At 67.9% G+C, this 12,622-nt stretch carries 14 protein-coding genes; 3 read left to right on the top strand and 11 right to left on the bottom strand.

What is annotated here, in order from left to right; genetic code table 11:
- From ACWEKM_RS34895 to ACWEKM_RS34885, 3 genes are all read left to right on the top strand, one after another.
- Positions 1-542, top strand: a 542-nt coding sequence (locus tag ACWEKM_RS34895; RefSeq protein WP_451625287.1) for a TOBE domain-containing protein, incomplete at its 5' end; no start/stop codon positions are given.
- Positions 543-585: 43 nt separating this feature from the next.
- Complete coding sequence (locus ACWEKM_RS34890) at positions 586-1,374, top strand: glycerophosphodiester phosphodiesterase (protein WP_451625286.1); 789 nt, start codon at positions 586-588, stop codon at positions 1,372-1,374.
- 64 nt (positions 1,375-1,438) lie between these two features.
- Positions 1,439-2,203, top strand: coding sequence for a GntR family transcriptional regulator (locus ACWEKM_RS34885; protein WP_451625285.1), 765 nt, complete (start codon positions 1,439-1,441; stop codon positions 2,201-2,203).
- Between the two features lie 342 nt (positions 2,204-2,545).
- On the opposite strand, the gene ACWEKM_RS34880 is transcribed toward ACWEKM_RS34885, so the two are convergent.
- Genes ACWEKM_RS34880 through ACWEKM_RS34830 form a run of 11 tightly spaced genes read right to left on the bottom strand, consistent with a single transcriptional unit; the run spans position 2,546 to position 12,461 of the window.
- Positions 2,546-3,619, bottom strand: coding sequence for an ABC transporter ATP-binding protein (locus ACWEKM_RS34880; RefSeq protein WP_451625284.1), 1,074 nt, complete (start codon positions 3,617-3,619; stop codon positions 2,546-2,548).
- Positions 3,616-4,923, bottom strand: a complete 1,308-nt coding sequence (locus tag ACWEKM_RS34875) for an ABC transporter substrate-binding protein (RefSeq protein ID WP_451625283.1) — start codon at positions 4,921-4,923, stop codon at positions 3,616-3,618. Before ACWEKM_RS34875 ends, ACWEKM_RS34880 begins: the two co-directional genes overlap by 4 nt.
- Before the next feature lie 45 nt (positions 4,924-4,968).
- A complete protein-coding gene (locus ACWEKM_RS34870) occupies positions 4,969-5,904 on the bottom strand; it encodes a carbohydrate ABC transporter permease (RefSeq protein ID WP_451625282.1) in 936 nt (311 codons plus the stop codon).
- Entirely contained in the window at positions 5,901-6,866 is a 966-nt protein-coding gene (locus tag ACWEKM_RS34865; RefSeq protein WP_451625281.1) for a carbohydrate ABC transporter permease, read from the bottom strand. The genes ACWEKM_RS34870 and ACWEKM_RS34865 overlap by 4 nt, the downstream gene beginning before the upstream one ends.
- 7 nt (positions 6,867-6,873) lie before the next feature.
- On the bottom strand, positions 6,874-7,695 hold the full coding sequence (locus tag ACWEKM_RS34860) for an inositol monophosphatase family protein (RefSeq protein WP_451625280.1): 822 nt from the start codon (positions 7,693-7,695) through the stop codon (positions 6,874-6,876).
- The gene (locus ACWEKM_RS34855) at positions 7,692-8,432 is read right to left on the bottom strand and encodes an ATP-binding cassette domain-containing protein (protein WP_451625279.1); all 741 of its coding nucleotides are present in this window, start codon (positions 8,430-8,432) and stop codon (positions 7,692-7,694) included. The genes ACWEKM_RS34860 and ACWEKM_RS34855 overlap by 4 nt, the downstream gene beginning before the upstream one ends.
- Complete coding sequence (locus ACWEKM_RS34850; RefSeq protein WP_451625278.1) at positions 8,429-9,241, bottom strand: ATP-binding cassette domain-containing protein; 813 nt, start codon at positions 9,239-9,241, stop codon at positions 8,429-8,431. Before ACWEKM_RS34850 ends, ACWEKM_RS34855 begins: the two co-directional genes overlap by 4 nt.
- Complete coding sequence (locus ACWEKM_RS34845) at positions 9,238-10,128, bottom strand: alpha-D-ribose 1-methylphosphonate 5-phosphate C-P-lyase PhnJ (protein WP_451625277.1); 891 nt, start codon at positions 10,126-10,128, stop codon at positions 9,238-9,240. Before ACWEKM_RS34845 ends, ACWEKM_RS34850 begins: the two co-directional genes overlap by 4 nt.
- A complete protein-coding gene (locus ACWEKM_RS34840) occupies positions 10,121-11,317 on the bottom strand; it encodes a carbon-phosphorus lyase complex subunit PhnI (RefSeq protein ID WP_451625276.1) in 1,197 nt (398 codons plus the stop codon). Before ACWEKM_RS34840 ends, ACWEKM_RS34845 begins: the two co-directional genes overlap by 8 nt.
- Positions 11,314-12,039 carry a phosphonate C-P lyase system protein PhnH gene (locus ACWEKM_RS34835; protein ID WP_451625275.1) on the bottom strand — a complete coding sequence of 242 codons (726 nt, stop codon included), beginning with the start codon at positions 12,037-12,039 and terminating at the stop codon, positions 11,314-11,316. Before ACWEKM_RS34835 ends, ACWEKM_RS34840 begins: the two co-directional genes overlap by 4 nt.
- Entirely contained in the window at positions 12,036-12,461 is a 426-nt protein-coding gene (locus ACWEKM_RS34830; protein ID WP_451625274.1) for a phosphonate C-P lyase system protein PhnG, read from the bottom strand. Before ACWEKM_RS34830 ends, ACWEKM_RS34835 begins: the two co-directional genes overlap by 4 nt.
- Positions 12,462-12,622: the final 161 nt, after the last annotated feature.

Raw genomic sequence — 12,622 nt, 5'->3', positions numbered from 1 at the left:
ACGACCAGGCCGAAGCCCTCGCCCTCGCCGACCGGCTCGTCGTGATGCGCGACGGACACATCGAACAGGACGGCCCACCCGAACACGTCTACCAACAGCCCGCCACCCGGTTCGTCGCCTCCTTCCTCGGCGCCATGAACATCCTCGAACCGCCAGGGTCGGATGTCATCGTCCCGGCAGTGCTGCGCGCCACACTGGCCGAGGACCGGATCGGCTGCTTCGGCATCCGGCCGGAAGACCTCCGGGTGGTGACCGGCCCCGAGGACAGCACCGATGCGGAACTCGTGCTGCAGGGCACGATGGAGGGACACGAACTGCTGGGCCGGGAACGCCTGGTGCAGTTCCGCATCGGCGGCGACCAGCGGGTCCGGGCGCGGATCCACGCCGACCATCCGGTGCCCGCCGAGATCACGTGCGTCGCGAACCCGGCGGACATCCACCTCTTCGACACCAACGGCCAGCGGCTGTCCACTCAGCGGCTCACCGAAGAACAGCGACCACCCTATGAGCCCGCCCAGTCGGTGCCCGTCGGGCAGGTCTAGCGGACAGGCGTCACTGACAACAAGTATCGAAAGGGAACAGCCCATGTCATTTTGGTTGGACACTCACACGCATCGCACCGCTCCGGCTGTCATCGGACATCGAGGCGCACCCGATCTCGCGATCGAGAACACTGCACGATCGTTTGAACTGGCGATGTCCGCCGGTGCGGACATCCTCGAAACCGACGTTCGCCTGACGGCCGATGGCCACATCGTTTGCTTTCATGATGACGATTTCCTCCGCCTCCGCGGAAGGCACGAGCGCGTGGATGCGGTTTCTCTGTCCGATGCTCGCGCAGTCTTCCCCGATCTCCTCGAATTCGATGACTTCCTGGCGCTGACGGGTGACTGCTCCATCGTCGTGGACGTCAAGTTCGCCGGACGTCACGAGATCGATCGGTTTGTCGGCGCGGTAGAGAGCCGCGGTGCGCTGGGGCGCAGCCTGTTCACGTCTTACACACCTACCATCGCATCGCTGATCCGCGAGCGTTCCCCGCAGGCCGGCATCGGGATCTTCTCTCTCGATGGCGTTGACCAGATAGCGAGCGCCCGCGCCGTTGGTGCACGGTGGATACGAGTGCTGCCGAAGGATTACGAGCCCAGCGTCATGGATGGTTTTCGTGACGAAGGATTGTCGACGATCGCAGTTGCCTCGCCGTTGGCAAAGCTCGGCTCACCGGCCGATCGGACCGCTTTTGAACAGCTTGCCGAGCTGGGCATGAACGCCGTCATAACTGGCAAGCTCGAACTTGCGGTCGAGGTATTCAAAGGCACTCGTCCCAGGCGAGGTGCAGTTGAAGACCGCAGCACGTCCTATAGAGCGAACAGTTGACTTGTGTAGTGAACCTGCGGGGTTATCAGTACGTTCTTCGACTGCTGTTCACCTTGTCAGTGAGATGGCTTCACATCCGGTTCCTAGTCTGCTGGTCATGGTTAAGCGGACGGCTGGCGAAAGTGCCACCTACCTTCAGCTCGCCAACTCACTGGCGGCCGCATTCTCCGAGTCGCCGCCGGGTTCCCGGCTGCCTTCGGAGAATGAGCTCGCCGAGACTCATCAGGTGAGCAGGCTGACCGCGAGGGCCGCGTTGAAGGAGCTGGAGCGGCGGTTCATGGTCACCCGGATCCGGGGGAAGGGCACTTTCGTGGCCAGGCGTCTCGAACTCGTTCTCAGCCCGACGTCCCAGCCCAGCTGGAGTGAAGCGGTCCGCCGGGCCGGAGGCCGGCCGGACACGAAGGTGATCAAGACGGAGACGATCCGGGCCCCGGCGGAGATCCGCGACCAGCTGGAGCTTCCGCGCAATGGCCGGGTGGTCCTGGTGGAGCGGCTGTGCTACGTCGACGGGCTCATCGCGATGTTCGGGCGGGTCTGGTTCCGGGCCGATCTCGCCCCGAACCTGGAAGACCTGCTCAGCCGCGGCGGCTCGATGTACAAGCTGCTGACCTCCTTCGGCTACCAGCCGCGGCGCCTGTGGGTCCGCAGTCGGATGGACGCGCTGCCGGGGGAGGCCGCCAAGCACCTTGAGCTTGAGGGGCAGCCCGCGCTGTGGCATTCGAGCAGCTGCGTGGTCGACCGCAAGACCGGTCAGCGGCTGCACCGCGGCGAGGGATGGAGCCGACCCGACGTCATCCAGACCTGCTTCCAGCTCGGCGACCCCGGCTGAGCGCTCCGCTGGAAGTGCCGCGATATGCCGTCGGTAGTCTGCGGCACCATCGTGGCCGGTCGCTCCCCCGAGTTCTCGGCTTCGCTCGAACAGGGGACCCCCACCGCGGCAGAGCCGCACATCGATACAGCCCCGCGCCCCTTCAGGGCGCTGTCGAACCGTGTCGGACTTCGCCGGACCTGCTCAGCGGTCCGAAGTCCGCTCGCGGGTCTGGTCGTTGGCCGACGGTCGTGCGGTCGTGCCCCCGATGCGGGCACGGAACTGGACGGTGCACTGTCGCGTACGGCAGGGGCGTCCGCGGCCGCACGCCCCCCATCTTGTTCTGGTCGACGTCCTGGGGCATCAGCCGTTTGCGCGCGCGCCGTTCTCCTTGAAGAACACCAGGTCGGACCGGCGCGCGTGAACCGTGATGTCGCCGTGGGGCCGATTCGCGGCGTTGGTCAGCATGCGGACGTGGTGGCCCGCGATGTCGAGGTGGACGACTCGGTCGCGTCCGTGTAGCTCGCTCATGCTGACTTTTGCTCGTAGCCGCAGGTCACCGTCGGTGCCGCGCCCGTCATGCAGGTCGTGCGGCCGGATGCCGAATCGTTCCGATGGTGCGTTGGTCAGTCCTGGGAAGAGCAGATCGGTGGGCAGGATGTTCATGCCGCCCAGGAACGTACCGACGAACTCGGTGGCCGGGTCGTCGAAGACCTGCTCTGGCGGCCCGGCCTGTTCGATCCGGCCTTGGCGCATGATCACGAGTTGGTCGGCGACCGAGAGCGCTTCGATCTGGTCGTGGGTCACGAATATCATCGTTGTGCCGAGCTGCCGTTGCAGGGTGAGTAGTTCGGCCCGCATGGTGGTGCGTAGTTCGGCGTCGAGGTTCGAGAACGGCTCGTCCATGAGCAGCACATCTGGTTCGCGCACGAGTGCTCGGCCGATGCCGACCCGCTGGCGCTGGCCGCCCGAGAGCTGGGCCGGCTTGCGGTTGACGAGTTCGTCGAGCCGGAGCATTTCGGCGATGTGTGTCGCTCGGCGGCGGCGGGTGGTGCGGTCGACGCCGGCCATGCGCAGCGGGAATTCGATGTTGGCCAGTACGGTCTTGTTCGGGTAGAGCCCATAGTTCTGGAACACCATGGCGACGCCACGGTCTTCGGCGGCGGTCTCGGTGACGTCGGTGTCGTCGATCTCGATGAGTCCGGAACCGGGCTGTTCGAGTCCGCTGATGCACCGAAGCAGGGTTGTCTTGCCGCATCCGCTCGGGCCGAGCAGGACGGTGATGCCGCCTGCGGGGATGTCGAGGCTGACGTCGTCCAATGCCGGTTGTGCGCTGTGCTCGAACGCCTTGGACAGGTTGGTACAGCGCACGCCGACGCGGCGGGGGGCCGCGGAGTGCTCGGGCGTGGGGTGGCGGAGGCTGGTCGTGTTGGTCATGAGGCGAGCAGGCTCTGTGCTTGCTTGGCGGCGTCGTCGAGCGCTGCCGCGGCCGGCTTCGAGCCGCGGAGGGCGAGCACCATCTGCTGGTCGAGGTCGCTGGTGATCTCGACGGAGTTCTGGCCGGGCCAGGCGAACCAGCGGACGAGGCTGTCCATCTGTTTGGTGCCGGGCGCGTACAGCGGGTGCTGGGCGAAGAAGTCGCCGAGGTACCGGGGGTTGGTGGCAGCGGTCTTGTTGACCGGGGAGTAGCCGCTGGCCTTGACCAGGGTGGTGATGCCCTGCGGGCTGACCAGCTCCGTGATCGCGTGCATCGCGGCCTTCTGGGCTTGTGGGTCCTTGGTCAGTACGACGAACGCCGCGCCGCCGGCCGCGCAGCGCAGGGTGCCGCCGTCGGGTATGGGCAGTTGCGCTGTGCGTATGTCGAACTTGGCGCCGCCTGCCAGGGTTTGGATGTTGGAACTGAAGTTGATCATGATGCCGAGGTCGCCGCGCCCGAACGCGGCTGCTTCCTCGGCCTGGGTCATGGTCTGCCCGAGCCCGTCGCGGAACAGTTTGGCCCAGAACTGGACGACCTCGACTCCGGGCTGCTGGTTGAACAGCGGTGTTTTGCCGTCCTCGCTGAGCATCGAACCTCCGTTGCAGAACAGGAAGTTCTGGAAGGCTGCGTTCGCGCTGTGATCGTTGCCGAAGGTCGCGCCGTACTTGACGGCCTTGGACGAGACGAGTTGTTGGGCGTAGTCACGAAGTTCGGAGAAGGTTGTCGGTGGCTTGTCGGGGTCGAGGCCGGCTGTACGGAACGCGTCGGCGTTGTAGTAGGTGATCAGGGTCGCAACCGAGTAGGGGATGGCGTAGGTGTGTCCCTCGGACTGGCCGAAGCTCAGCAGCGACGGGTAGAGCTGGCCGGCGTTGAAGTGGCTGGTGCCGATGAGACCGTCGAGGGACACGGCGCGGTTGGCGTCGATGTAGTTGCCGATGGAGCTCATCGCGATCATGGCGATCGCGTCGGTGTGGCCGGCTGCGAGGTCGGATTTGACCCTGGTGTCGACGGCGCCGTAGCCGTTGGCGCCGGTGTTGATCACCTTGACGGCGGTGCCGGTGCGTGCCGTGTAGGCCGAACCGACCTGGCCGGCGATCGAGGTCAGATACGGCGGGAAGTTGATCGTGACGAGCTCGATGGTCTGCTGACCGGCCGATTTGGCACCGGAGTTGCCGCCGCCGCAGGCAGCGAGCAGGCCGGTGAGTGACAGGGCTCCGATGCCGCCGAGCGCTTGGCGGCGGGTGACGGGTGTGTGGAGGTTCATGGCTGAGTCGCTCTCTGGTAGGGGATGCGAGGGGATTCGCCTGGGTCAGTCGATGCCGCGGGTCAGAGTGAGGCCGCGGACGAAGTGGCGCTGGCAGAGCAGGAAGCCGAGCAGGAGCGGGGTTACGGCGAGGGTCGCGGCTGCCATCTGGGCTCCGTAGTTGGAGCCGGCTTCTTGCGAGGCGAACTGGGTGATGCCGTAGGGCACGGTGGCATGGGTGGTGGTGCGCAGGATCACGCTGGGCCAGAACAGGTCGTTCCAGTGTCCGATGACGCTGAAGACGCCGAGAGCGAGGACGGCTGGTTTGACGTTGGGGAGAACGACGCGCCAGACCATCGCGACCGGCCCCACGCGATCGAGCCGAGCGGCATCGAAGAGGCTCTGCGGGATGGAGAGGATGAACTGGCGCATCAGGTAGATCCCGAACGCGCTGCTCGCGAAGGGGATGATGAGTCCCGCGAGGGTGTCGTTCAGGCCGGCCCGGGACAGGACGACGTAGTTGGGGATGGCGATCACTTGGGTCGGGACGATGAAACAGGCGAGTACGACCCAGAAGCCCATGCGGGCGCCGCGGAACCGCAGCCGGGCCAGGGCGTAGCCGGCGGGGAGGCTGGTCACTATTTGCAGGGCGAAGATCAGGCCGGTGCTCAGGACGCTGGACAGGTAGTACTGGCCCCAGGGTGCGCTGTGCCAGGCGGTCGAGAAGTTGGCGAGCGTGAGGTGGGACAGGCCGAGGCTGCCGTCGAGGATGTAGGGCTCGGCCGTGAACGCCGAGCGCAGCATCACATAGAACGGGAAGAGCATGATGACGGCGCCGAAACCGAGGGTCACATGAAGGCCGGCCTGCCCGGCGGCCCGCCGGTGTTCCCTGAACGCGGGGTGCGCCTTGCCGCGGGCGGTGGGAGGTCGCTTCGACGGTCGGCTGCTCGCGCGCCGGGCGGGGCGTGTGGTCCGGCCCGCCGGGTCGGTGGTGGTCGTCATCGGCGGCCCGCCGATTCCCACCGGGCCCCGAAGCTGCGCATTTGCAGGAAGGTCGCGGCCAGGACCAGGCCGAGCAGCGTCAGGCTGATGACCGAGCCGCCGCCGATGTCGCCGAAGGTGATGGCGCGCTGCCACATCAGGAAGGACAGTGTGGTGCTGGATCGAACCGGTCCGCCCTGGGTCATGACCTGGATCTGATCGAAGACGCTGAGTGAGTTGCGGGTGGCGACGACGATGCTGAAGACGAGGGCCGGTCCCAGGGCGGGGAGGGTGACGTGCCACAGCCGGGCCCACGCTCCGGCCCGGTCGAGCCGGGCCGCCTCAAGCAGGTCCGGGTTGACGTTGTTCAGTCCGGCGAGACACATGATCATGGACGATCCGATGCCTTGCCAACTGCCGACGATGGCCACGGCGGGCAGGGCCAGCGTGGTCGAGTGGAGCCAGTCCGTGGTACCGGTGAGGCGCCCGAGGGCCGAGTCGATGACCCCGCTCGTCGGGTAGAACGCCCAGGTCCAGACCACCGACATGGCGGCCAGCGTTGACGCGGCCGGTAGGAAGTAGGCGGTCCGCCAGAAGCTGCGGCCGCGGGTCAGCGTGTTGATCGCCAATGAGATCGCCAGACCGAGGCCGACGATGGACGGCACCGTCAGCAGCCAGTACAGCAGGGTGTGCCGGATACCCTGCTGCAACTGGCCACCGCTCAGAGCGGTTCGGTAATTGCCCAGGCTGACGTAATGGGTGGTTCCGGCGAGCAGGTCGTAGTCGAACAGCGAGAGCAGCGCGACGACGACGACCGGGACCAGGACGAAGGTGCCCAGCAGCACCAGGGCCGGGCTCATCAGCAGCAGCGGGGCCCACCGGGCCGGGATCCGTATGCGTCGTGCACCTGTGCCGGCCCGGTTGGCGGCATATGCGACCCGCTCGCTCAGTGAGGGCGGGCGCGGTTCTCGGGACACAGCCATGACCCGTTCACCCGGCAATCTGGTCTTGGACGGCACGAGCGAGTTCAGGTGTGGCGGCGACGATGCCACTCCACCGGCGCGTCAGATCGAGGTCGAGTTCGATGGGCCGGTCCTGGGCGTCGAGCACGCAACCACCGGCGGCGCCGGCGAGCACGACGGCGGCCGCCAGATCGACGAGACGGTGGATGTCGCCACCAGGATCGGCGAAAGCGTCAACGGCTCCGGTGAGCACCAGCGCCGATTCGAGGGTCGAGCAGGACAGGACCCGCACGCGGCCGGCCTGCCGACTGAGCCGCTCCCAGGCCGGTCGGTTCGCGGTCTGGGGACGCAGCAGCGACAGGGCGGCTCCGCTGAGGTCGCGGCGCCCGGTGGTGTACAGCGGCTCGGGACCGGCGCCTGCTCCGTAGGCGGCTGCCCATTGCCGATTGCCGTCCAGCCAGCGGGTCAGCGCCTGTGTGAAGCGGGTCTCCTCGGCGAGGGCGGCGCTGAAACAGGCCAGCGGTACGCCCGCGGCGGCATTCGCGCTGCCGTCCAGCGGGTCGATGACGAGCGTCAAGGCTGAGCCACGATCGAGGAAGCCGGCCTCCTCGGACAGGACGTTGACACCGTAGGCGGCACTGGCCTCCATGATCGACACTTCGACGAGCTCGTCGAGATACATCGTGGGGGTGCCGTCGGCACCGACGCCGACGATGGCCTCGAGTTCGGCGCGGCTGTGTGCGGCGCGGGCGTCGCGGTAGGTCCGCTGGGCGGCATCGGCCGCCGCGAGGAGTACGGGGTGGAGTTCATGGCGCGGTGCAGGCGTCGGGTGGATCGGGGGCCGGGTCATCGGCCTACCTCCGATGCATCGGGCGGAGCGGGGGTGCGGGGACGGCTCAGAGCAACGCTCCGCGTCGCGAATCGCTCGGCGAGTTCGGGGTCGTGCAGTACGGACAGGACCGTCGTGCCCGCGGCGCGCAGGCGTTCGACCTGGGCCATGACGTGGTGCGCGTTGGTGGGGTCCAGGGATGCGGTGGGCTCGTCGAGCAGCAGAACGGGGGTGGGTGCGATGAATGTGCGGGCCAGGTTGATCCGTTGTTTCTCGCCGCCGGAGAGCAGGCTGACGGGCAGGTCCCAGACCTGTTCGTCCACGGCCAGCCGGTCGAGCAGCTCCCTTGTGGCCGCCTCGGCGGCCGATGGATCCATGCCGTGGCGGCGGGCTGCCGTGCTGACGATCTGACGTGCGCTTCGGCGGGGCTCGATCGACAGGAACTGGGAGACGTATCCGACGAAGCGTCGGCGCAGTGCGGCCAGTTGGGGTGGGCTGGTGTTGGTCAGCTCGTGGTTCTGACCGGCGGTGTCGGTGAGGACTATGCGGCCGCTGGTGGGCCGGTAGGTGCCGTAGACGCAGCGCAGGAGTGTCGACTTGCCGCTGCCGCTGGGCCCGGTGAGGGTGAGGTGTTCGCCGGCGGGCAGGTCGAGGCTGACGTCGTGGATGCCGATGACGGTACGGGCGACACGGTGCACGGTGAAGGTCTTGGTCAGCCGGCGAATGCGAAGGCCGACGCTGTGGTGTTGGCTGTTCATCCGCGGGCCGCCGAGACCAGTTCTTGGCTGTAGGGGTGGTGCGGGTCTTCCAGCAGTTGATCGGTCAGGGCGTTCTCGATGATGGTGCCGTCCTTCATGACGAGGGTTCGGGTGCAGAGTTGTTCGATGACGGAGAAGTCGTGTGAGACCACGAGGGTGCTGACCGCCAGTTCGGTGAGGAGGTCCTGGATGACGTCCAGGACGGAGGCGGCCGCCGCGGCGTCCAGGCCGGTGGTCGGCTCGTCGAGCAGCAGCACGTGTGGTCTGCCGGCGAGGGCGGCCGCGATCTGGACGCGCTGACGCATCCCGCCGGAGAAGGTGCCGGTCTTGTCGTCCATGCGGTGCCGGGGGATCTCGACCCGGTCGAGGAAACCGGCCACCTCGCGTCGGATCGCTGTGAAGTTGCGTGCGCCGGCGGCCAGCAGCGGACGGGCGATGTTGGCACCCGCGCTGAGATCGAGGCGCACGCCGTCGGCGGGATTCTGGTGGACGATGGCCAGATGGCCGCGGTGCAGCGCTCGACGTTGGGCGGCCGAGAGGGTCAACAGGTCCCGGGTGCCGCCTTCGACACTGCGCAGGAATACCTGTCCACGGGTGGCGGGCTGGATACCGGCAACACACTTCAGCACGCTGGATTTGCCCGATCCGGATGCGCCCACGAGACCCAATGCCTCACCCGGCTGCAGATCGAACGTCACATCACGGGCCGCGACAAGCGCCGTTAGGGCTTCGTCGTCTCCTCGACGGCGGTGGTTCCTGCGCGGGTAGTGCTTGGTCAGTCCGCGCACACGAAGTGCCCAGTCGGTCATTGCTTGCCCTTCTGGTGGCGTTGACACCAGTCGGTGTCGCTGCAGGCCCACAGCGAACCGGAGCCGGCCCGCACTTCGACGAGGAGTGACCGGGACGACCCGCACCGGTCGCAGCGGCGTTCGCTGTCCCGGCCGTGCTGCAGCGGAAGGTCGTCGAAGGTCAGCGGGGAGACGGGGGTGTGCGGGGGGATGGCGTAGACGCGTCCTTCCCGACCGGCCCCGAAGAGCATCAGATGCCGCGCGTTGTCGAGCCTGGGAATGTCCCACAGCGGGATGGGAGACGGGGCGATGACGTAGTGATCGGCGACCTGACAGGGGTGGCCGACGGCCCGGCTGAGTGTGCCCCGGGTGACCTGGTCCTCGTACAGCCCGAGCCAGATGTCGCAGTAGTCGGCCTCGGCGTGCATCGTGGCCCGGCGGGCCGGGTCAGGCTCGACGATGCTGAGCGGATCGGGCTCGGGTACCTGCGAGATCAGGATCTGGTCTTCGTCAAGAGCGGTCTCGGGGATACGGTGGCGGGTCTGGATCAGAGTGGCTTCGCGGGCGTCGGTTGTGGTCTTGACGTCGCTGACGTTGACGATGAAGCGGCGCAGGTGTGCCGCGTTGACGCCGTCGTCCTCGCCCTGATCGATCACCTTGAGTACGTCGGCGGCCGTGAGGACGGCCAGCGTGACCTGAAGTCCTCCGGTGCCCCAGCCACGCGGAACGGGCATGTCCTGGGAATTGAACGGCACTTGATATCCGGGGACGGCGACGGCCAGAAGCAGCGCGCGACGCATCCGACGCTTGGTGTCCTCGTCCAGGAACGCGAACGTGGCTGCGGGGCTGTCGGCGGGGTCACGGGGTTCCAGGAGCAGCCGGGTGAGAGCCGTGGTGCGCTCAGTCATGCGGGTCACCGCCCTGTGCCACGTCGGCAGCTGCGACGCTCCGTCGAGTGCGAGTGGCCAGCTTGCGCTCCAGCTTGGCCTGGAAGCTGACGTAGCGGGGCAGCTTCAGGCTCGCGAGCAGTCCCGCGGCGTCCAGGCCGTCGAGACCTCGTTCCACGGTGTGCGCGAGCGTGCTGCCGGGGCCGGCTTGCTCGACCGCTACGTCGAGCAGGGCGATGGCGATGGCTTTGGTCTCCAGATGCCCGAGGCAGGCTCCGTAGCCGGCATCGAAGTAGCGCTCGTCATGGTTCGGGCCGTCGAGGTCCGCGACCACCTCGGCTTCGGTGACGGGAACCGTGCCGATGACCACCCGGCCGCCGGTCCTGCCATGGGGGACGGCGAGCGGCAGGCGACCGTAGCGCAGCTCGCTCAATGTCGGGTACTCCGCCGCGTGGTCGGCGACGTAGGTCGTCTGGTAGGCCATGGTGATGATCGCGGTGGAGTCGGCGCGAGCCATCATCGTCAGGCGAGCGGACCGCGGTGTCGGTCCGGACAGTGGCTGTCGGGTGAGGTCATGCGGCTCCGCCTCCGCGGTATCCCGGGGCGCGAGGAGGTCGAGCTCGCGCAGGAGAGCGCTCAGCCGCGGGGGCGGCGCGTCGGGAGCGACGTCCCCGTCCGTGGGTCCGGCGTCCGGGCCGGGCGCGGCGCCGGGCGGCACGACGGTGAGCGGCGCGGAGGTGAGCGGCGCGGAGGTTGGCGGCGCGGAGGTGGTGTCAAGCAGCCGGGCGGAGTAGTCGCTACTGGAGCCGAGGCGCTGGGGGCCGGTATCCGGTCCCTGCTGCGAGGGCACGATGCGCCGCAGCAGTCGCATCTCGTCGGTCGAGATCGGCTCGGTCACGGCGAGCCGCGGGAGGCGCAGCCGGTGGGCGCGCAGCAGGTGCGCGGCCTCGACGGAGTCGCCCTCGGCCTGCCGAACCGCTTGGGCCGCGAGCGCGGGAGACCAGACCGCGCCTTCGGCCATCGCGCGCTCCACAGCCTGACCGAGCCGCTCGGTGATCTGTTCGTCCTGCAAGGGGGCGCTTGCGGCGGAGTCGAGCCGAGCGCGCTTGAGCTGCTCGGCATGCAGCACGGCGCGCAGATTGGATTGACCGCCTGGCCCGGTGAGGTCATCAGGGCCGGCCGGTCTCGGGTCCGCGGGCTGGACGGTCATACCGTCGCCTCCGTGACAAGCTCGATTCGCGTCGAGCGCGGCAGGCCGCAGATCAGTCCGTCCTGATCGAGCAGCCACAGGTCGAATCCGTCGGGAAAGCTCGAACAAGCAGCGTTGCGATGCGCCACGCCGGCCGGGTCAAGGCCCACGACCCCGATCCGGCGTTGGCCGTCGACTCCGGGCCCGGACACGTTCAGGCAGACGTCGAAGTCGATGGACGTGCTCGACGGGTCGACGGCCCGCAGTGATCCGTCGGTGGACGTGCTCAACGAGTCAGTAGCCCGCAGTGATCCGTCGACGGAGGTACTCGACGCGCCAATGGCCCGCAGTGAACGGCAGCCGACGAAGACCTGGGCGCCCAGGCCCGGGTCGGACGCGGTGCCCACGCGAAGTCTTGCCGCCGCCGGGCCGTCGAGACCGTTCAGGGCGGCAACCAACTCCGCGTTCTCGATCGAGCCCGGACGGGCGCCGGTGTGGCGGGCGATCTGCTCGGCCAGCGCCGAGGCGCGGGCATCGGTGCTCGGGTGGATGGCGATGCTCGTGCCGGGGTGAGCGAGCGCGGCGAGCGCAACGGCCGGGCCGTACTGCGCACGCTCCGTGACCGGCAGCGCGGTGAGCCGGCCGGGCTGCGCGGCAGCGCTCAGCAGGGCCCGGAAGATCTCGGTCGCGCGGTCGCCACCGACGCTCGAAGTGACGTGTTTGTGGGGTGGGTGCGCGCTCATCGCGTCACCACCATGTCGGTCAAGCGCATCAGCGCCTCCTCCTGCTTGTCCCGTTCGTCGGCTGCGGCTGCGGTGTGCGTGCACAGCGCGACGACCTCATCGGCCCATGGCCCGGCCGCCTCGATCTCTACGTCGCAGACCGCGGCGGCCAGGGCGGCCAGCCGATCGGTACCCATGCGCAGAGACCAGCCGGTGTGCCCATTGCTCTCGACGGTGGCCTCAGTGACCACCACTTCGGCGAGATAGAAGCGTTCACCGGTGATCGGGTCACGCAACTGCAGCAGCACCAGGCCCGTTCGGGGCGGCATCTCCACGCGGAACTCGTTGCGGTTGAGGCACCGTTCGGCAAGTTCGAGCAACGCCCCGGTATCGGCGGCGGCCAGCAGTTCGCTGCGTCGTTCGCGGTTCACGCCGACGAGCAAAGCAAGCGCGAGATGCCTTATCAAGTGGCGGAATGTGTGTTCACCTAACGTTCACCGCGACAGTCTGAGCCGCGGGATCACCCCTAGATTTGGGCGAATCAGGCTGCTCACGGTCGGGGAAGTTGCCTTATCACCTCGCTTGAAAAGTTCGAGAGTCGGCT

It is taken from the genome of Streptomyces sp. NPDC004752, from assembly GCF_053601275.1.
This window is presented reverse-complemented; position numbering and strand designations above follow the sequence as displayed.